This is a genomic window from Proteus appendicitidis (assembly GCF_030271835.1).
Classification (GTDB): Bacteria; Pseudomonadota; Gammaproteobacteria; order Enterobacterales; family Enterobacteriaceae; genus Proteus; species Proteus appendicitidis.
Genome location: NZ_CP127389.1, coordinates 1,930,095 through 1,951,101, shown reverse-complemented (window position 1 = coordinate 1,951,101; position 21,007 = coordinate 1,930,095). Strand labels below are relative to the sequence as shown.

The 21,007-nt window shown below is 36.3% G+C and carries 15 protein-coding genes; 4 read left to right on the top strand and 11 right to left on the bottom strand.

The genetic code is table 11. From position 1 onward, the window contains the following. Positions 1-18: 18 nt before the first annotated feature. From QQS39_RS09140 to QQS39_RS09125, 4 genes are all read right to left on the bottom strand, one after another. Positions 19-2,103, bottom strand: a complete 2,085-nt coding sequence (locus tag QQS39_RS09140; RefSeq protein ID WP_285805814.1) for a TonB-dependent siderophore receptor — start codon at positions 2,101-2,103, stop codon at positions 19-21. Positions 2,104-2,214: 111 nt separating this feature from the next. Continuing rightward, positions 2,215-3,336 carry a hypothetical protein gene (locus tag QQS39_RS09135; RefSeq protein ID WP_285805813.1) on the bottom strand — a complete coding sequence of 374 codons (1,122 nt, stop codon included), beginning with the start codon at positions 3,334-3,336 and terminating at the stop codon, positions 2,215-2,217. A gap of 2 nt (positions 3,337-3,338) precedes the next feature. Further along, positions 3,339-4,508 carry an ABC transporter substrate-binding protein gene (locus tag QQS39_RS09130; RefSeq protein ID WP_285805812.1) on the bottom strand — a complete coding sequence of 390 codons (1,170 nt, stop codon included), beginning with the start codon at positions 4,506-4,508 and terminating at the stop codon, positions 3,339-3,341. A 9-nt stretch (positions 4,509-4,517) separates the two neighbouring features. Continuing rightward, positions 4,518-6,701: a TonB-dependent siderophore receptor gene (locus QQS39_RS09125; protein ID WP_285805811.1), complete on the bottom strand. Its 2,184-nt coding sequence runs from the start codon at positions 6,699-6,701 to the stop codon at positions 4,518-4,520. A 375-nt stretch (positions 6,702-7,076) separates the two neighbouring features. Here QQS39_RS09125 and QQS39_RS09120 point away from each other — a divergent pair, with 375 nt between their 5' ends. Further along, positions 7,077-9,674, top strand: a complete 2,598-nt coding sequence (locus QQS39_RS09120; RefSeq protein WP_285805810.1) for a hypothetical protein — start codon at positions 7,077-7,079, stop codon at positions 9,672-9,674. Between the two features lie 88 nt (positions 9,675-9,762). Here QQS39_RS09120 and QQS39_RS09115 read toward each other — a convergent pair whose 3' ends face one another. The 7 genes from QQS39_RS09115 to QQS39_RS09085 all read right to left on the bottom strand — a co-directional run bounded on the left by QQS39_RS09115 (position 9,763) and on the right by QQS39_RS09085 (position 17,906). Beyond that, positions 9,763-11,361 carry an ABC-F family ATPase gene (locus QQS39_RS09115; protein WP_151435120.1) on the bottom strand — a complete coding sequence of 533 codons (1,599 nt, stop codon included), beginning with the start codon at positions 11,359-11,361 and terminating at the stop codon, positions 9,763-9,765. A gap of 239 nt (positions 11,362-11,600) precedes the next feature. Next, positions 11,601-12,227, bottom strand: coding sequence for an NAD(P)H-binding protein (locus QQS39_RS09110; RefSeq protein ID WP_285805809.1), 627 nt, complete (start codon positions 12,225-12,227; stop codon positions 11,601-11,603). 6 nt (positions 12,228-12,233) lie between these two features. Continuing rightward, positions 12,234-12,722: a heme utilization cystosolic carrier protein HutX gene (gene hutX / locus QQS39_RS09105; protein ID WP_409282779.1), complete on the bottom strand. Its 489-nt coding sequence runs from the start codon at positions 12,720-12,722 to the stop codon at positions 12,234-12,236. Positions 12,723-12,764: 42 nt separating this feature from the next. Continuing rightward, positions 12,765-14,111, bottom strand: a complete 1,347-nt coding sequence (gene hutW / locus QQS39_RS09100; RefSeq protein WP_285805808.1) for a heme anaerobic degradation radical SAM methyltransferase ChuW/HutW — start codon at positions 14,109-14,111, stop codon at positions 12,765-12,767. 13 nt (positions 14,112-14,124) lie between these two features. Further along, entirely contained in the window at positions 14,125-15,003 is an 879-nt protein-coding gene (locus QQS39_RS09095; protein WP_285805807.1) for a heme/hemin ABC transporter substrate-binding protein, read from the bottom strand. A 2-nt stretch (positions 15,004-15,005) separates the two neighbouring features. Next, entirely contained in the window at positions 15,006-17,144 is a 2,139-nt protein-coding gene (locus QQS39_RS09090; RefSeq protein ID WP_285805806.1) for a TonB-dependent receptor plug domain-containing protein, read from the bottom strand. 279 nt (positions 17,145-17,423) lie between these two features. After that, a complete protein-coding gene (locus QQS39_RS09085) occupies positions 17,424-17,906 on the bottom strand; it encodes a MarR family winged helix-turn-helix transcriptional regulator (RefSeq protein ID WP_151435114.1) in 483 nt (160 codons plus the stop codon). A 99-nt stretch (positions 17,907-18,005) separates the two neighbouring features. Between QQS39_RS09085 and QQS39_RS09080 the strand changes: the two genes are divergently transcribed. The 3 genes from QQS39_RS09080 (at position 18,006) to QQS39_RS09070 (ending at position 20,946) form a co-directional block, all read left to right on the top strand. Further along, positions 18,006-18,881 (top strand): EamA family transporter, encoded by an 876-nt coding sequence (locus QQS39_RS09080; protein ID WP_285805805.1) that lies wholly within the window; start codon positions 18,006-18,008, stop codon positions 18,879-18,881. 69 nt (positions 18,882-18,950) lie between these two features. After that, positions 18,951-19,406: a YaiI/YqxD family protein gene (locus QQS39_RS09075; protein ID WP_196571274.1), complete on the top strand. Its 456-nt coding sequence runs from the start codon at positions 18,951-18,953 to the stop codon at positions 19,404-19,406. A 139-nt stretch (positions 19,407-19,545) separates the two neighbouring features. Continuing rightward, positions 19,546-20,946, top strand: coding sequence for an amidohydrolase (locus tag QQS39_RS09070; RefSeq protein WP_109374035.1), 1,401 nt, complete (start codon positions 19,546-19,548; stop codon positions 20,944-20,946). The last annotated feature ends 61 nt before the right edge of the window (positions 20,947-21,007 follow it).

Below are 21,007 nucleotides of genomic sequence, written 5' to 3'. Positions count from 1 at the left end.
GCGGAATAATAAAGAAAATTACCAGCGATATTTAGCATTCAATAAAACAGAACGAGATTGCCCGTAATAGCAGTAATAATCACAGCCAGAGAGATACTCTTTATCAAGAATATTGTTGATATTTAACTGTAATTGCCACTGTTTATTGAAATTATAAATTGCAGCCATATCCCATAATGTTGCACTAGGTACGGTTAAATCACTGCTCTTAGGATTATCTTTAGATTTACCTAAATAACGAACACCCGTTCCTAAAGTTAAATCTTGGGTTCCCGTAATTGGAATAGTGTAACTACCCCAAGCAGAAGCAGTATGTTTAGGAATTAAACCTGCTTGTTGTTTACCTTTATTACCCGTGTCATCGGTTTGCATATCGGTATAAGTGTAATTGGCTTTTAACGCTAAACGTTCGGTTAATTGCATTTCACTTGTTACTTCAATACCTTTTGACGTTACTTTACCGGTTTGGGTTGAAACAAAAGTCGTTGGGTTTGCAACCAGTGCATTCTTCTGTGTGATATCAAACCAAGCAATATTAAAGTAACCATCTATAAAATCAGGTGTATATTTTATCCCTGCTTCAATCTGGTCACCTTTTAATGGTTTATACAGATCATGAGTCGCAGGATCGATAGTGCTCATCACTTCAAAAGACTCAGAATAACTCACATAAGGCGATAGACCATTATCCGCTAAATACATTAATCCTGCATTGAGGCTAAATTCGCTATCAGTGCGTGATTTATCCTCATTTTTTGCTTTGGCTCTATTTTCTGTTTTCACCCAGTCTTGGCGCACACCCGCCATGGCAATCCAACGACTATCAAATTTGGTTTGATACTGTGAGTAAAGGCTATATTGTGTTTTATCAATGGTACGATTGACATTATCAGCAGGATTAAGAGGAATATAGTTGCCGTAAACTGGGTTCCATGGATTAATCTTACCAAAGCTGTAATTATCTTGCTCATCACCTTTGGTTTGGTGATATTGCAATTCAGCACCCGCTAATAACGTATGTTCGAAATTATCCGTATCCCATTCACCAACAACATTATTATCAAAAGAAATGCTTTGGTTTTTACCATCACGGAAAACAACGCCACGATTCAGTTCTGTTGCTGTAATATCTGAATTAGGGAATGCATAAACACTACGCAATAACAGATCGTTATAACCATAATTTAAACGTTGAGAAAAACGCCAAACATCATTGATATTACTTTCTAATAAATAACCTGCTGAAATTTGGGTGCGTTTATATTTATCGTAGCCTGGTTCACCTAAGTTAGTTGACGGTTTAATTTTACCAAAAGGAGATGAAATTAATGTACCGGCAGCAGGGAAGAAAGGATTGGTTGGTGTGCCATCATCATGCAAATAAGTTGCCATGAAGGTTATTGCTGTATCGTCGGTCAGATTAATCGCAACACTTGGTGCAAGGTAAATACGCTCATTATCAGTGCGAGATAATTCCCCATCTGACTTTTTCATTAGCCCAACAAGACGATAACGCACACGTTTATCATCCGTTGTACTTGAAACATCAAAGCCTAACCCACGTTGGTCATTATTTCCGACTTCAAGAAATACTTCATTTTGAGGCTTAAAGCTGGGTTTCTTTTGTACGACGTTAACCGCACCACCGGGTGTTGATTCGCCAAATAATACTGCTGATGCGCCTTTTACCACTTCAATTTGTTCAAAGCCATAAGGCTCCAGCAACCATGTATAATAACCATCACGAAAGAGGCGGCTGTTATCTAAATAAGTGGCAGCTTCGAAACCTCGTACGCGAAGCCAGTCAGTATCGTTATCAGCACCAAAAGGCTGAGAAACAACACCAGAGGTATAACGTAAGGCTTCATCAAGTTTTTGAGGAGCATGTGTTTCGAGATCTTTTTGGGAAATGATAGAAACGGATTTAGGAGTTTCTTGCAGACTGGTATTTACTTTTAGAGCCTGAGCGCTAACGACAAGTTTCTCAACTTGTTCCATTTTTGCTGTTTCTTCTGCAAAAGCCTGTGTAGTCAAAATAAAAGGAAGGGTGGCAGAACAAAGTAATGCCACGGGTTTCAATTTAAACGCACAAAAATTAATCACAATGAGTCACCGAATAATAATCATTACTATTACCGCTATTATTCATGTAATCGATACTAAGGTAAATTAATTTATGCAAATATGTCTATAAATGACAATTTTTCGGTTTAATTAACTGGTTATGTCAATCCAAGCAAGGCGACCACCGACAGAAGTGCTGCGATGGCGTGCATTATGGCTTAAACATAAAGTTCGCATTCCTGCTAATTGCTGTGAATACCATGCACCTCCTCGCATTAAAGAGCGCTGCCCATAATTTCGTAAATAAACCTGATCGTGATCTTGCTGGTTTATTGCTGGATATAATCCTAATGCTTTAAATAATGTGGGCACTTCAAGATCATCTGCAGCCATTATTGCGTTAAAATCACCATCCATTAATCCTGCAGGATAACCATTATCTGCGGGTGCGCCGTTATAGTGTTTTATTGAAGTTGATAAAATAGGTATACCTGCATTTCCCTCACAATAATCAGAAGGAGCATCGTATTTTGCGCTATGAATATCATTAATAGGCAATAACTTACCTGTTGATAACGCTATTGAATGCCATTGCTCTGTTATCGTTGGATCACCACAAAATACGGCATCATTATCTTTAATTATCTGTATCTCTCCGGCATCTAGTTGCATTCCACTTTGCCATTCCCAGAGGTTTCCACATAAATCACTAATACCAAATAAGCTATTGTCATGATACCAATTCGGCCACGGTGGCGATGTTATTGTCGTTGGATCACCAGTAATAAAATCGGTATCACCAGCCTCTTTGCCATCAACTCGATTAGTGCATTGTTCTGGATTTAAAAAACTACGCCCATAATCTGTATTTCCATCTTCAACCTTATTATGGTGACGACACCACAGCATAAGTGCAGCCCATTCAGCATGGGTGCTTAAATGAAATCCCATTCCTGTCTGTTGAGCATATTGTTGAAAACTTAACAAATCTAACTGACTAGCGGGTTTTTGATTGGGTAAACTGAGTAATTCACCTTGATGTAATGAAGCGGGATAACACGCATAGAGAAATGTATCCTTAACTTTTCCATTTACAATAAAAGCAGGGTGAATAGTACTATCAAGATCATCCGATACTTCATTTAATCGAAAACGAGGCATTACATACATATAATTTGGCTGACCTTTTGCAGAATACAAGATAGTTCTTTTTCCTGCTGATTGTGTCTCAACTTTTATCCGTAAAGGATCAGGTGAATAGATATCGAACATGATTATTCCTTATCTTCATCAAGTAATGTCACCCAATAACCTGTTTCCCATTCTACTGGCAAAAATTGGGTATGGTATTCATGAAAAATAGCGTCTGCATCAAGGTGGGAAAAGCGTTCAGGATGTAGCCATTTTGCCATTTGCAAAATAGCAATAAAGCCAAAAGGGCTGTCATAAAAAGAGTGCCAAATAGCATATACTTGTTTGTTTTTAACCGCATCGAGTGTTTTATAAGCAAGGCGTTGCATTAAAACTGTCAGTTGCTGTTTTGCCAAAGCTAAATTTGCGCCAGGCCCTAAATTAATCCAATCGCCAGAAGGGTTATAGCCACTCCAATCAGCCCCCGTTAAAAAGATCTTATCGGATTCAGAGTAAATCACCGTTTCCTGATTCAAAAGACCATAAGTACTTTTTATATATTCTGAACCTAGATTTTTACCACCTGCACTTTGTAGCATTTGTCCCATACTGCCATTACCATATGAGAGGCAACATTCTGGAGTAAAGCCCGCGGCTCGTTCAAATAATACATTAGGGCGTTTAAATGGCTTTTTTCCTAATTGCTGAGAAATATAACTAAGTTGTTTCTCACGAAATTGATTCATTGCTTGGCTTTGTTGGGTATTACCAAGCATATTTCCCATAATCGATGTGCTGATTGGTGTGTTATTAAGTGGGTCGATACTCAAATCAAGCGCCACAACGGGAATATTTGCTTTAGTTAATAAGTCCAACACACCATTAACGCTGATTGCGCGATAAGTCCCAACAGCGACAATAATGACATCTGGTTTTAGCGCGATAAGTTTTTCACTATTAAAGTGCCCACTCGACATCGCCGTAAATTCAGGTAGCGCCAATAATTGTGGAAAAGCTCGCGTATATTGATGATATAAACTTAAATCAGCGGTACGAAAAGCAGAAGGCATTGCGATAAGACGCTCATAAAGAGCGCCTTCATTTAATGAAGCATAAAGTAAAAATAACCCACTATCTGCCACATAAATACGTGTTAGTTCTTGTGGTAATACACTTTCTCTTCCTAGAATATCAACAACTTCTCTCTGTTTTGGTTTTACATAAATAGGCTTTGCATAAACAGGAAAAGGACTCGCTAATAATAAAGAGAATGCACTGGCACCTTTTAGTAATGAACGTCGATAATTATCCATGTTCATTTCCTAAAAATAGTAATTTAATACACCAAGAACTACGCGATCAGTACCAATACTGCAGTAAGTCGAGCTGGTACAACTCGCAACATAGGATTTATTTGTAATATTGCTGACAGTTAATCCTAACTCTAATCCCTGCAATTCACGGTTTATTGACGATAATTGGTAGCGGAAACTCATATCAGCTAACCATACTGCGGGTACTTTAAACGTATTTGTATTATCACCATAACTGGAGCCTAAATAGCGTACGCCGGCACCTAATAATGCACCTTCTAAGTAAGGCTGGTGAAAACGGTAATCTATCCATGCAGAGCCGGTATGAGTAGGCACTTGTACAGGGTGTTTATTTAACGTTGTCGGATCACTCGTTGATGTCACAATATTATGAATATAAGCATAATTGAGCATCATATTAACTCGTGGTGTTAACGCTAATTTACTTTCAAACTCAAGCCCCCGAGAACGAATTTCTCCAGATTGCTGATAATAATCAGGATTTCTTGGGTTATGTGTTGTGACATTTTCTTGCGTTAATTGATAAACAGCAACACTCACTAATTGTGTTGACTCAGGATTTTGATACTTAATACCCGCTTCATATTGTTTTGATTTCATTGGAATAAAAGCTTTTCCATCTGCATCTGTACCTAATACAGGATCAAAACTATCTGATGTACTTACCCAAGGTGAAAATCCATTATTAAATTGATAGCTTAAACCCACACGATGGCTCCATGCCGTGTTATGGCTGGAGCTTGTAGCACCTGAAATTTGATTATGTGTGTCTAAATCAGAGGAATCATAACGACCACTTAGCAGTAAATTCCATTGCTGCCAGCGCAAATGATCTTGTAAATAATATCCATAGCGATCAAATTGTTGTTTTGTTGACGTACGTGAAACAGGGTAAGGCTCAAAATCTGGCTTGTGATGTGATGCCCAAGGATCAAAACTAACTGTTTGTGAACCCCACCAATCTTTAGTCATATTGCCATGTTGATAATCAAAACCAGCCATCACCGTATGATTGATATCCCATGTCGATAATTTACCAATCAATTGAGTATCTGTTACCCATGTTTCTGATTTACTCGGTGCTTCTTGATAAACCGCAGTGAGCAGACGATCACCTGGTAAAAAACCACGGGTATAATCACGACTGATTTCCGTATCAACCTTCATAAAACGGGTATTTTGCTTAAACTGCCACTGAGGTGTTAGATCATACGCGAACAGTGAGGTTAATGATTGTTGCTTACGGTGTGAATTATCATGACTTTGATTATTATAATTTCGATTAGGATCGACTTTTCCATTAGGGTTTGGTAACAAACCTAATGCTTGAGCAGGCAATGTATTATAGTAACCAAGACGAGGCTCTTTTTGATATTGCCCCAATATTGTCCAACTCAATGCATCATTTGGTTTCCAAGTAACAGCGGGCGAGATAAGAAATCGAGTTTGACGAGAAGAGGGTATTTGCGACTCTTGTTCAAGCGCCAAGCCTGAAACACGATATAACCATGTTTCATCCTCATTAAGTGCAGATGTAGTATCAAATTTAATACCATGGTTTTTATTATTACCAGCTTGTAGTTGCACTTGATGCTGAGTTTCTGCTGAAGGGCGACGTGACGTCATATTTATCACACCACCGGCACCACCTTGCCCATATAAAGCAGATGCAGGTCCATGCACAGCTTCTAAACTTTCTAAACTCCAACTATCAATCTGTGGCGCCCAAATACCACTATTACCCAGCATTCTTAGCCCATCTAAATAATAGTCAGCGTCAAAACCACGCATTTTCGAGTAATCAATACCGCTACCAAAAGCGCCAAATTTTTCACTCACAACCCCTGAGCTATAACGCAACGCTTGGCTGATAGATTCAGAAGGTAAATTATCTAATTGCGCACGATTAACGACAGAAACCATTTGTGGCGCTTCTAATAACGTGGCATCACTTTTTGTTGCCGTTGTCTGCTTCTTGGCGATATAACCGACAGGTAATGACTCATTTTCATTACCGCTACTCGCAGTGACCACAATTTTTTCCGTGGTTTCCGCATAAACAGGGGATAGGGCAGTTAATGTAAATAATGTAGGAATAACAATAGAATAGTAGTTACGTCCACTTTTAAAGTGCTTATTTGGACAATGATTATTTTCAGGTAATAGCAACATGATAATTCCATCGAAAATGAAAAATTGATAATGACTGACTCAGGGTCGGTAACATACAACAACGACCGACTGTCAGTCAATATAAATAATAATCATTTTCATTTAAAAATGATGGAGTATAAGTTTTTAATATTATGATCCTAAAAAATGAGCAATTATTTATATATTAATTTTTAATATTAGATTAATTTTATAATAGAAATAAAGTTATAGAGGAGAATACTTAAATTGTATTATTGATACATTGCCATATATTCTACATTATAAAAAGCAAAAATATTTTTTATTAAAATAATCAAGGCATTTATTTATATTAAGTAATTTTATTATTATTTATTATCATCTTACTTTAAGTTTTTTCAAACTAGGCGAAATATGAATAGCATAACCATAGGAAATAGTAAACTAACATCAGCTCAGATTAATAGCGTTTTATCTGGAGAAAAAGTCAATAAAGTCATGACTATCTGGGATAAGATAAAAGATTTTTTCCATATTAGCGATAAAAAGCAAGTTATGACATTGCTTTATGATGTTTATTACAACCCTGATGTTTCATTTTTAGATAAACTAGATAAATTTAAAGAATTAAGGAATTTATCACTAAATGATTATAAAGATACATTTAACATTAAAATAGATAATAATGTTTTTTATTTTGAGATAGGGTATATTCAGAATGGTACACACATATCTCAGTCATATTTTGAAATTGATTGTTCAGAAAAACAAAGGAATAATATTATTAATAACCAAAGTATTAAATCATTATTTAATCAATCACTGAAAATGGATATTAATAATATAGAATTAATGGTAGTAAATTATGTAAATAAAACAAATGAAATGGAAAATAAAAGCACGGAAGAAAAAATAGAATTAATAAGAAGCAATTTATCATTGTTATTGAATGATAATGTTTATAGAGATGAAGAACTAGATTCTTTTAAAAAAGGAAACTCAAAACTAAATGAGGTTGCATCAAAAAAAAATTGCAGTGGAATGACAAAAAAATATGTGATGGATAAAATATGGGAAATAATAAAAGAAAATAGTAATGAAGAATATAATGATTCTCAGACCAGTTTATTACTAAACAATATTTTTAACGATACTTTTTATTCAACCTATAATATAATACATAGTTATCTAGGACTGAAAGAAATTCTTAATAAAGACAGAAAAATATTAGATATAGAGTTTACACCAGAAAAAGTAACTTTTTTTCTTCTAGATGAAAATAATAATAAAATCATATCCAATGAACATTCAAATATAACAAAGGAATTTAATTTAGACTTTGCAGCATTCGAATACATTATAAACAATGAAAACTTATACAATAATGCAACATCACAGGAAGATGAAGGAAATTTAAATAATTTTTTATCTACTTACGATACATTAAGTGAGAAATTAAATGAAAAAGACAAAAGCGAACTGTTTATGAACATGTTGCTTTTAAACAAAAAAAATACTATTTTAAGTGAAAAATTAGAATTAATTAAATCGATATCTAAACAATATAATAATAGTAATATAGATAAAAAACTAGACATTAAAATAACTCAAGAAAAACAAATAAAATTTAATATTAAAACCGGTGGGGTGAAGGAAGACAATGTATTAAAATTCATCATTCCTAATGATGATAATAATTTAGGTTTGCTTAATATAAATAATTTTAACAATGGCGATTTATCTATTGAAAATAAAATAAGTATATTATCAAATTTAGATGAATATAATAAAAACTCAACCATATTAAAAATTTTTTATTATCATAATCTTAATGAAAGTTCAGAGTTAAAGGAAGAATTAAAAAAAGAATTTGACGGAATAATCGAGCCTTTATTGCTGGATGAAAAAAAGACAAATATTTTTGAAACTAGCACAGAACAAAAAGCTATAATAGAAAATTTACCTAAAAGTATCGGTATTTATAGTATCGAACAAATAAATGAAGTATTTAAATATTATAACGATATATTATTTATAAAAAGATTAGACTTACAAGACATTGATAATAATAATGAATATATAATAAATTCAAAAATCGATAATTTAATTTTAAATGGCAATAACAAGAAAGAAACTATTAGCGAAGAGCTTTCCGATGTGCTAAATAAAACAGTTGTAGAAAATATCACCGAAAAATTAAAAAAAATAGAAACAGAGTCTAAAAAAAATAAAATAAATATTTTATCCTCCAATAAAAATGACACAGAAAAATATCTTAATACCTTATTTTCTGGAGATTTTAATAAAATTATAGAAACATACTATAAGGATGGAAAGTTTAAGGATATAACTGATCCACTAGAAATTAAAGTAGATAAAAAAAGTGAAAAAGATGAAGAGATAATTAAAATTAGAGTATCAGAAGAACATGCACAAACTTCTCTAATTAATGCAATTCAAGAATATGTAAAGTCCCCCGCAAGCTTTCTAGCAAATAAACTTAGCAATTCAACAGAAAAAGTTGAATCAATATTAAGATTAGAAGATATAGACCACTCTTTATTGGAAGAAATTAATTATCAAATATCAGGTTTAATGAAAGTTATTACAGAAAAACAAAATAAAAATGATTTAAATGATATTGAAAATTTATTGTTGAAATATAAAAATAACAGTGAAATGATTAGTAACAACGCAAATATAAATAAATTTGCAAAGAAAGAAAAAGATACTACTGGGTCTATAATCAATGATAGTGCGTTAAATGTAGCATTATTAGACAATAAAAATATGTTGGATATTTTATTATCAGAACAATATATGGATTTAAAATATAAAAATGATAAAGAAGAGAAAGATAAACTTGTCAAAGAAAAACAAATCAGTGAAGATTTATTATCTGTAACTCCTCTATTATACAGTGGCTTGGAAATAATAATAAGAATAAATAGAAAAATAAAAAATAAGCCAGAGGTGGAAATTTCAGGACACTATAATCAAATAAGACTATAAAAACATTTATCAAAATTAAAAAAGGCCTAGTAAATATACTAAGCCTTTTTCATTTATCTTATCTACTATTTAATAAATAGGGCAGCGATTAAGCCTCAACACCTTTTTTCGCTAAGAACTCATCATAAGTTCCTTGGAAATTAGTCACTTTTTCAGGTGTGATTTCAATAATACGATTTGCCAGTGAACTGACAAATTCACGGTCATGAGAGACGAAAATCAATGTACCTTGATAAAGCTCTAATGCCATATTCAATGATTCGATAGATTCCATATCTAAGTGGTTGGTTGGTTCATCCATAATCAGAATGTTTGGTTTTTGCATCATCAGCTTACCAAATAACATTCTACCTTTTTCACCACCAGATAAAACTTGAACTGATTTTTTCAAATCATCTTGAGAGAACAGTAAACGACCTAATACGCTGCGTACAGATTGCTCATCGTCTTCTGGTTTCATCCATAAACTCATCCAATCAAACACAGTCATATTGACTTCAAAATCAGTTGCGTGATCTTGTGCATAATAGCCAATGTTTGAGTTTTCAGACCATTTTAAACGACCAGTATCAGGTGTTAATTCACCGACTAATGTTTTGATCATTGTCGATTTACCCACACCGTTATTACCTAAAATGGCCACTTTTTCGCCCACTTCAAGCATCATATTGACGTTTTTAAACAGCGGGGCATTATCATCATAGCCTTTAGAGATATTTTCCACTTCAAGCGCATTACGGAATAATTTTTTCTCTTGTTCAAAACGAATGAATGGGTTTTGACGGCTAGACGCTTTCACTTCTGCTAATTGAATTTTCTCAATTTGTTTTGCACGAGAGGTTGCTTGGCGTGATTTAGATGCATTAGCACTAAAGCGACTCACGAAAGATTGTAATTCACTAATCTGTGCTTTTTTCTTCGCATTATCCGCTAATAAACGCTCACGAGCTTGGGTTGCAGCAAACATATATTCATCATAGTTACCCGGATGAACAGCAAGCGCACCATAGTCTAAGTCTGCCATATGCGTACAGACCATATTTAGGAAGTGGCGATCATGGGAAATAATGATCATGGTACTGTTACGTTCATTTAGCGTTTGCTCAAGCCAACGAATGGTATCAATATCCAAGTTGTTCGTCGGTTCATCCAGTAACAAAATATCAGGATCAGCAAACAGAGCTTGTGCAAGTAGCACACGCAATTTCCAACCGGGAGCCACTTCACTCATAGGACCATTGTGTTGTTCTAATGGAATACCTACGTTTAGCAATAATTCGCCAGCACGAGATTCAACGGTATAACCGTCCATTTCACCAAATTTCACTTCAAGATCGGCAACACGTAAGCCGTCTTCTTCGCTCATTTCAGGTAAATTATAGATGCGTTCACGCTCTTGCTTCACTTCCCAAAGTTCAGTGTGCCCCATAATCACCGTATCAAGCACAGTAAACTCTTCATAAGCAAACTGGTCTTGTTTTAGTTTACCAAGGCGTTCATTAGGATCGAGGAATACGTTGCCGCTACTTGGCACTAAATCGCCACCTAAAATTTTCATAAAGGTTGATTTACCGCTACCGTTGGCACCGATTAAACCATAGCGATTTCCGCCACCGAATTTGACAGAAATGTTTTCAAACAGTGGCTTGGAGCCAAACTGCATAGTAATATTATTGCTGATTAACAAGACGAATACTCATTATTAGTGAATGACAAAAGATAATGGGGCGACATTATGCCACAAGTTCCCCCTATTAAGACAGTAAAGTGACGAATGTCTGTTAAGGAATTTTTGCTGTAAGAGAAAAACGCATTATCTTGTGAGTTATTACCCATAACAAAAGTAAGAAAAAAGAGATAACGCAAATGCGCTATCTCTTAATGGTGATCTTAACTTGAAGCGAAAAATACTTATCGCGAGGGCAACTACTTGGAAGGGAGTAAACCCGGTTCAACCACAGCATAAATTTGATCATCAAGAAGATCGGCTTCAAGAAGCTGAGTCACTAAACGCGCAACATCTCGACGATTAACTAAACCATGAGTCTCTTCATACTGATAAAGCTGGGCTTTGCCTGTTTCTTCACCATTAAGTAATCCACCCGGTCTAACTATCGCATAATCAAAACGACTGGTTTGCAACCACACTTCAGCCAATGATTTTTCTCTTACAGCTTGACCAAACGCTGCTTTTGCTCTGTCAGATAAGGCAATCCAACTATCCCCACATCCTAAAGATGAAACCATTAGCATACGTTGAAAACCCATTTTTTCCGCAATATCAATAACGGTTCGATGGGCTAAATAATCATTTTCACCCCCCATTGTGGAAATGATGTCTGCTTCTTTTCCTGCCAATGTTAAAACAGCTTCAACCGCGTTAGCATCAATCGCATCGCCGATAACTGTTTTGATCCCTTTTTCGTTTAACCGATTCGCTGCCTCTTCGGAACGAACTAAAGCCACAATAGGGCGTTGTTGTGTAACGCCAATATCTGCAATATGTGCGCCGATACCTTTACCGCCGGCGCCAAAAATAACCCATGTTTTCACGCGCAATTATTCCTTATTTAATTGTTGTGCTAATTGACGGAAGGCTGATAATTGCTCTGGTAACAGTTGACGGTGTTCGTCTCTGCCAAGGAAAATCTTAAACATTGCAACGCCTTGATGATTGAAAAATAAGATAGAGGCGGTATCCATACCCATAAATTTACGCTCGATCATTGCAATATATTGGCAATTTTCGGCTTTAATATGGCCTGTCATTCCTTTCTTACCACGTAAGTTAAAATAGCCATGACGATGAAAACCACTGGGTAATTCACCGCTAAATTCTAAAATAACATCTTGAGTATGCACAAGCGTGGTGACATTACCCCATTTCATCACGTTATCCCACACAATATCGAATTGCTCACCACTCATTAATGAGCGTGATGGTAAATGTCTCACAACCTCTAATAAGGTAGTATCAAATTGCGTTGCGATAGTTTCTAGTGTTCCATCAGGCTCAGTCATTAAAAATTGTTGTAACTCTATATTCATGATGTTATTTCCATCTTTTAATTAATATTTAGGGTAATAAAATTAACGGGGTGTATTTAATTGCAAAATTAATTGCTGTAAAGATGTCAGCAAATTGCTTGCCCAAAATCGACCTTCATTGGTGAGTTTCATACAAAGAAAATCGTCTTCAACAAGACCCGCTTGATACCATTGATTTAATAAAGGGGAGAGCTGAGTCGCTTGCGGGCTTAATTTGGCTAAATCAACACGCCCACACTCTATGCCGGCTTGTAGTTCATGACGCCAACGAAAACCACTATCAGTTGTACGACTCATCATCATTAAGGGCTTTTGGTTATCTGTAATTTTTTGATAATAGCTATCCAGTGATCGTTCTATCATCCAAGAATAACCATTAACTGAACCACCAGCCCCAGAGCCAAAAGCAAGGCAATCCGCACCTTGTTTAATTAATAAATTATAGAGATTGCGCTCACGAGTTGTTCTAGCCCAATGACTATTACTTATCTGATGCCAACCCACGTTTTCCATAAAATCACAGCCTTGAAGATAGAGCGCACGCCGTTCTATTGGTGTTGGTACAGTCACTCGCTGATTTTCCACCGCTTTGCCCAATGGTGTATTTGGCAATAAATTCAATGCATATAAATCGACACCATCTAAACCAATATCATGGGCAATAGTAAGATCCTCTTGCCAATTCACTGCATTTTGTCCCGGTAATCCAAATAACAGATCACACACCACAGCAGCTCTATCTCGTAAACAGAGTCCTTTCATAAATTTGGCGGCTTCTTCACCCGTTGATGTCCTTGCCATCCGTTTACGTATTTTGCTATTAAAGGTTTGAATGCCAATAGAAAAGCGGTTTGCACCTGCATCTAAACAAGCATCAATTCGATTATCATCAAAATTTAAAACGCGACCTTCAATTGTGATTTCACAATCTGGTGCTAAAGGAAGTGATTGGCGCAAATGAGTGATCACTCGATAGAGATCTTTTGCTGATAATGCAGAAGGGGTTCCACCACCAAAGTAAACAGCATGAATGGGCGCTGACTGATAAAGTAAGCTATCTGATTCAGCCGATATCTCACGCAATAATGCGTCGGTATAGCGCGTACAGGCTTCTTCATGGTAGTTATTTTGATAAAAACCACAAAACGTACAATGCGTTGCACAAAAAGGAATATGAATATATAACAATCGTTTACACGCAGGCGTTTTACTGTTTAACAGTGTTTGCCATGTAGATTGTTGATCTTCTTTCGCAATAGGTACAGAGCCTCGCCATGGCATCGTGGCATGTCTATCAAGAAAAGGGCTATCACCATCAAGTGCAAAATGAGGAGTAAGATCGATTTCTGCTGAAGATTGGGTGCTATGTGTTGCGACTAACTCTTTCATTATTAAATCATTCCTACTTATTAACATTAACAGGATCAGCGGGATAAAACTGTTGATGCAATAACTCCACCGCATCCACAATACGAGGTCCCATTCCCAAAATAAGGGATTGATCAATTTCAATAATGCGCTGGTTTTTCCATGCTTGAGTCATTGAGACACCAGGAACAGACGCTAATCCTTCAGAGGCTCTTATACCGCCAGTATGATTTTGTTGGCTTTGTGTGGTTATCACGATAACTTCTGGATTAGCCGCGATAATAGCTTCTGCGCTATAAATACGATAATTTTCGTGCGTGGCGATATTATCGCCACCCGCTAATGCCAAAATGGCATCTGCAACACTATTTTTTCCTGCAACTTGAGGAATTCCCCCTCCGGGCGAAAGAAAAAACAACACTTTTACTTTCTGTTTAATGTGATTATTTTTTTCAGCGATAACCGCTAAACGAGATTGTAATGTGTGAATTAATGCTTCAGCCTCAGTTTTCTTATCAAGAGAAGCCGCCAGTGTGCGAATATTTTTCAGCATTAAATCAAATGTTGCAGGTGTTCGTGGTAATGCAATGACATCAACATTATGTTGTGCTAATTGGCGCAACACCATTTTAGGTTCAGCATCATCCCAAGTGACAAAAGTAGAAGGGCGTAAAGACAGAATTCCTTCTGTACTTAACTGCTTCCAATATCCGATATGGGGCAATGCTTGCGTTTGTTCAGGATAAGACGTTGTTTCATCAACACCGACAATCTTATCGCCAGCACCTATGGCATAAACGAGTTCTGTTATAGAGCCACCAGCAATAACCCAACGCTCACTATTATTGTTGTCTTTTGCCATTAAGTTAAAAGGTAACAATAACAAACTAAGTGCGATTGCAATTTTTTTCATAATTAAAATGCCCATGTCAGACCAACTGCAGCATTAATACCTGCGGCAGGAATAGATTCATGAGCAGTTTGATAACGCTTATTCAAAATATTATTTAAATCAAAGTTAATACGGTATTGATCGTTATTACCAAATTCTGTACTCAGTGAAAGATTAACGGTTGTCCAACCTGCATAGTGCTGTTTATTTTCTGGGTTGCTATGATCTTTTGCTTTTGTTGCTGCTCTTAAATATAAGTCCGACATTAAATTCATATTATTGAGCAATAATACATGTTTAGCACCAATACGAGAGGTTAATGTCGGTTCGCCGGTATCCCATGTTTTCAATGTAGAGCCAATAAATTGACGACGCATCACATTAGCAGAAACATAAGGAGTAATTGACCAACCTTGGTATTGAGCCATCACTTCCATACCATAAGTTTTGGCGCGATCGATATTATCGTAATAGAAATAATCTGCGCGACCCGTTTTACTATTTCCTTCGCAAATAGACTCTCCTGCACAGGCGAGTGATGTGATGTAATCTTTGGCTTCAGAATAATAAATCGCGCTATCGATATACCAATTATTCCCTTTATAACGCGCACCAAATTCCACGTTATTAGAATGTTCAGCATCAAGATTTGGATTACCGTAAGTCACCGCACCGCCAGCCGTTGTGTTCATAAATTGCTGAACAAGTGTTGGGAAAACATAACCTTGAGCAAATGCGAGACGTAATTCAGTATCTTTAAATCCAGAATAACGCAAATTAGATGACACAATAAAAGCGTTATCTCTTACAGGATCAGAACCTAATGTCTTATAGCTTGTTCCTGTTTTATTATGATGAATAGTTTCATCACCATCTTGTAATTCTGATTTCAACCAATATTGTCTGGCCCCCATTGTCCATGACCAATCATCTGTTATTTTCCAATCATTTTGGGCGAAAACAGAGATATTAGTTTGTTTACTGCGGTTATGTAACAGGGATTGTTTTTCATAATTTACCGCCGGTGGAAACCCTGTTGTGCTATTTGAAGAGGTTTGCCCAGCAGAGGTCTGTTTTACTTTATCTTGTTGATATTGAGAGCCTAAAATTAACTCATTATTTGCAGGTAAAGTAAAATTAGCCTGTATTGTCATGCCTTGCGTATTTTGCGTATCTTCAGATTGAGTTCTATTTTTTACGGTTAAATTACCAATCATCGGGCTGCCCGTAGGCGTAACAACGCCTACGCGGTTTTCAAATTCTCGCTCTATACGTTGTGTATAGGCATCAATATGAAGTTTTTTGAAATAATCAGTATCTGCATCATAGTCATAAAATAAACCGACTTTTTCACGCTCTAGTTTAGGTACTTTAACGCTAAACTCTTGATATTTTCCTTCATCAGCATAATAAGATTGTGTTGATAAATTATAACGATCGAGCGAAAGCCCTAACTTATGTTTATCCACTTTATAGCCTAACCATGCACCTTGACCGTTATTTCTAAAATGCGTATTAGGTAAACGCCCATCAGGAGTATATCTATCCCCATGATCGGCATAACTTCCATTAAGGCGATATTCAAAATCACCGACAGTGCCTGAAATTAATGCAGATTCTCGCCATCCCATGGTTGCTGAGTCATAAACGACTTTAACATTTCCGCCAAAAGGCTTATCGCCACCTTTTTGAGTAATTAAATTTACGACACCGCCAATAGCTTGCGAGCCATAAAGCACCGAATAGGGACCTTTAACCACTTCAATACGCTCTAATGCAGATTCATCAATTAAAATACCAGCACCAAAGTTTTGACCACCGCGTTGATAGGTCACTTCCTGCCCATCAACCAACAAGAGTACGCGTGATGAAGCCTCGCCACGAATACGAATTTGTTTACGACCAGCAAGGCTATTATCAGTGACTTCAACACCAGGAATATCACGCAATTGATCAGCAATAGAAGAAGAGGTTGATTGCGTTATTGTTTCTTTATCAATGACTTGAATGGTGGCTGGGCTGTTCCATAAAGAAGCTTCGTTACGTGTTGTTGTCACAACAAGTGTATCTTCTTTAGGTGAGGCATTATCAGCGATAGCATATTGAGAGAGTGAGAGTGTTAAAGCAGACAACACGAAGCAAGATTTAAATTGAATGCACATAGTCGCAAACCTTAATGAGATCAGTAATTATTATCATTCGCTTTATAATTTAAGTTTGGATATTCATCAACCTAAAAATGGTAAATAGAATACATCTTTGATTTAGATCAAGGTAAAAATGTGATTTCATGCACATTGGATGCTTAAATAAACAAAAATGGCACAAAAAGAAGGGTTTTTAAGCAAATAAAGAAAAGAGGATAAGTAAGAATACAGGGGGCTTATTCTTACGTATCCTCGTTATTAAGAGGGGTAAAATTAATAACAGAAAATAAAACGCTATTCTAACGAGTTAAGAAAAACTTTAAGTAATTGATTTAATGTTTGTTGCTCTTGTTGTGATAAACCAGAGACTAAACGTTTTTGATTCTCAGTGTGTGCTTCTATCACTTGATTGATTAATTCCAGACCTTGCGGTGTTAGCGAAACTAAAAAACCACGTCCATCTTCTGGATTAACTTTACGAATAACCCAACCCGCTTTTTCTAATTGATCAATACGATTTGTCATCGTGCCTGATGTAACCATCAGAGTTGATAGCATTTCACCTGGAGAAAGGGTGTAAGGCTCTCCTGAACGCCGTAATGTAGCAAGAACATCAAAACTTGATGTGTTTAAGCCGAATTGGGAGAAAACTTTCTCCATTTCGCGGGAAAGATGCAAAGTAACATTCCCCAATCGTCCAATTAATCCCATCGGGCTAATATCAAGATCAGGGCGCTCGCGCTGCCATTGCTTAGTAATTTTATCGATTCTATCCATGCATTCATCATGTCAATTATTTATCTTGACGTCAAGGTATTATCAATTTATCTTGACCTCAAGATAAATTAGTTCAGTAACCACTAAACGAGTGATTTTATGAATCGATACACAACATTACTATTAACGGCATTGGCTCCCATTGTATGGGGGAGCACTTATATTGTGACAACGGAAATGTTGCCAGCTAATGTTCCCATGACATTAGCTGCATTGCGTGCATTACCAGCAGGAATTTTATTATTAATCATCATGAGACAACTGCCACAAGGTATATGGTGGCTACGTGTCATTATTTTAGGTATTTTAAATTTCTCACTGTTCTGGTGGTTATTATTTATTTCAGCCTATCGTTTACCCGGCGGTGTGGCTGCAACAGTAGGGGCAGTGCAGCCTTTAATTGTCTTATTTTTATCTCGTTGGTTATTACAAACGCGCCTATCATGGTTATCTATTTCAGCCGCATTAGGGGGTATTTTGGGTGTAGCAATCCTCATTTTGACACCGAATGCAGCACTTGATCCTATCGGAATAATTGCAGGATTAGGAGGCGCATTCTCTATGGCTGCAGGTACTGTATTAAGTCGTCGTTGGCAACCGCCTGTTACACCTTTAACTTTTACAGCTTGGCAATTAACCGCTGGTGGTGCTGTATTATTACCTTTTGCCTTATTATTTGAACCTGCATTACCTTCATTAACAGGTATTAACCTTTTAGGCTTAGCTTATTTAGCCTTAATTGGTGGAGCATTAACCTATATTTTCTGGTTTAGGGGATTAGCATTATTAGGTCCAAGCTCTGTGGCGTCATTAGGCTTTTTAAGCCCACTAAGCGCGGTTATTTTAGGTTGGGCATTGCTAGGACAACAATTAACAAGTTTACAAATATTGGGGATGATCGTGATATTACTCAGTATATGGGCTAATCAACAGTCAGAAAAACGAGAAAGAGTAAAGCTTCAATCACTTAGTTAGTATTAATGTGCTATTTTAAACGCCATAAATACAGACCATTTAATACCGAATAATAAAGAGAGTGTTGTTATGCCTATATGGGTTGATGCTGATGCATGTCCAAAAGTAATCAAAGAAGTGTTATATCGTGCCGCAGATAGAGAAAAAGTGATTATTACTTTTGTTGCGAATCAACGATTAATTGTACCTGCATCACCTTTTTTACGCACATTACAAGTTTCTGCTGGATTTGATGTTGCTGATAACGAAATTGTCCGCCGCACCAATAAAGATGACTTAGTTATTACCGCAGATATTCCATTAGCTGCCGAAGTCATAGAAAAGGGCGCAGTAGCGCTAAATCCAAGAGGTGAACGTTATACTGACGCAACGATCCGTGAACGTTTAAATATACGTGATTTTATGGATACGATGAGAGCAAGCGGTATTCAAACTGGAGGACCCGCAAGTTTAAGTCAACGTGACCGCCAACTTTTTGCGAATGAATTAGATAAGTGGCTTTTACAACAGAAAAAGCGCGCTTAATTTAAATCAGTAAACAAATGCGATAATAACTTAAATTAATTATTTATTCGGTGATCTCGTTCACTTTCAATTGATATTAAAAGCCAATGAATTTATTTATAATCTTAGGGAAATTTTCCCATCAAGACGAGAGGTAATGATGTCATTTTCTAAATCTATGCTTGCTTTGGCTGTAATGGCGGTCTCCTTTTCTAGTTACGCGGCAAAACAGGCTGATTTGATGATAGTTGACGGCACTGTTCTGACTATGGATCAGCAAAATAAAATCATTGAACAGGGTACTGTTGTCGTAAAAGAAAATAAAATTATTGCCGTTGGTGGCCCGGAACTTTCTAAAGAATATCAAGCCAATAAAGTATTAGATGTTGATGGTGATATTGTGATGCCGGGTTTAATTAATACCCACACTCACGGTTCAATGACTGTATTTCGTTCATTGGCCGATGATGTGCCAGACAGACTTCACCGTTATATTTTTCCACTTGAAAGCAAAATGGTTTCTCGCGAAATGGTCAGAGTAGGTGCTGATCTTGCCAATATCGAAATGGTAAAAGGTGGCGTAACAACTTACGTTGATATGTATTATTTCGAAGATGAAGTAGCCAAAACGGTTGATAAAATGGGTAACCGTGCAGTATTGGGAGAATCTGTTATTAATTTCCCTGTTGCCGATGCAAAAACACCAGAAGAGGGTATCCAATACGCAGTAAACTTTATTAAAGAATATAAAGATCATCCTCGTATTATTCCCGCATTTGCACCACATGCTCCTTATACAAATACCACAGAAAATCTTCAGAAAATTGCTAAGTTATCAATAGAACTTGATGTTCCTGTTATGATCCATTTAGCGGAAACCGATCGTGAACAAGAAGAAATCGCTAAACGTACTGGCGGCAAAAGCCCCGTTCAATATATGGCAGATATCGGAGCATTAAATAATAAAGTTATCGCGGCTCACGCAATTATGGTCGATGATAAAGATATTGATTTACTGAAAAAATATGATGTTGGTGTTGCTCATAATATCAGTGCAAATACTAAATCAGCGAAAGGTGTCGCACCAGTCGTTGCAATGCTAGAAAAAGGTGTTCGTGTAGGTTTAGGAACTGATGGTCCAATGTCAAGTAACACACTCACGACCATGAATGAGCTAAATCTTGTGGGTAAAATCCATAAATTAGAGAATAAAGATCGTGCTGCAATGCCACCATTAACTGTTGTAGAACTAGCAACAATGGGGTCAGCAAAAGTATTACATATGGAAGATAAACTGGGATCTTTAGAATCAGGCAAACTTGCTGATATTATCGTTGTCGATACTAAATCGCCTAACATGGTGCCAATGTATAGCCCTTATGCAGCATTAGTTTATGGTGCAAATGGAAGTAATGTTCGCCATACCATTGTTGATGGAAAAATCTTAATGGAAGATCGCCAATTATTAACAGTTGATGAAAAAGCCATTATTAAAGAAGCACAAGATTTCTCTGATAAAGTGCGTAAAACGGTTATCGACAGTGGTGAAGTTGTTAAATAAAAATCGATAACAATATTTTTATCTTAGGCAGTTTATTTTCAAACTGCCTTTTTTATTGTTT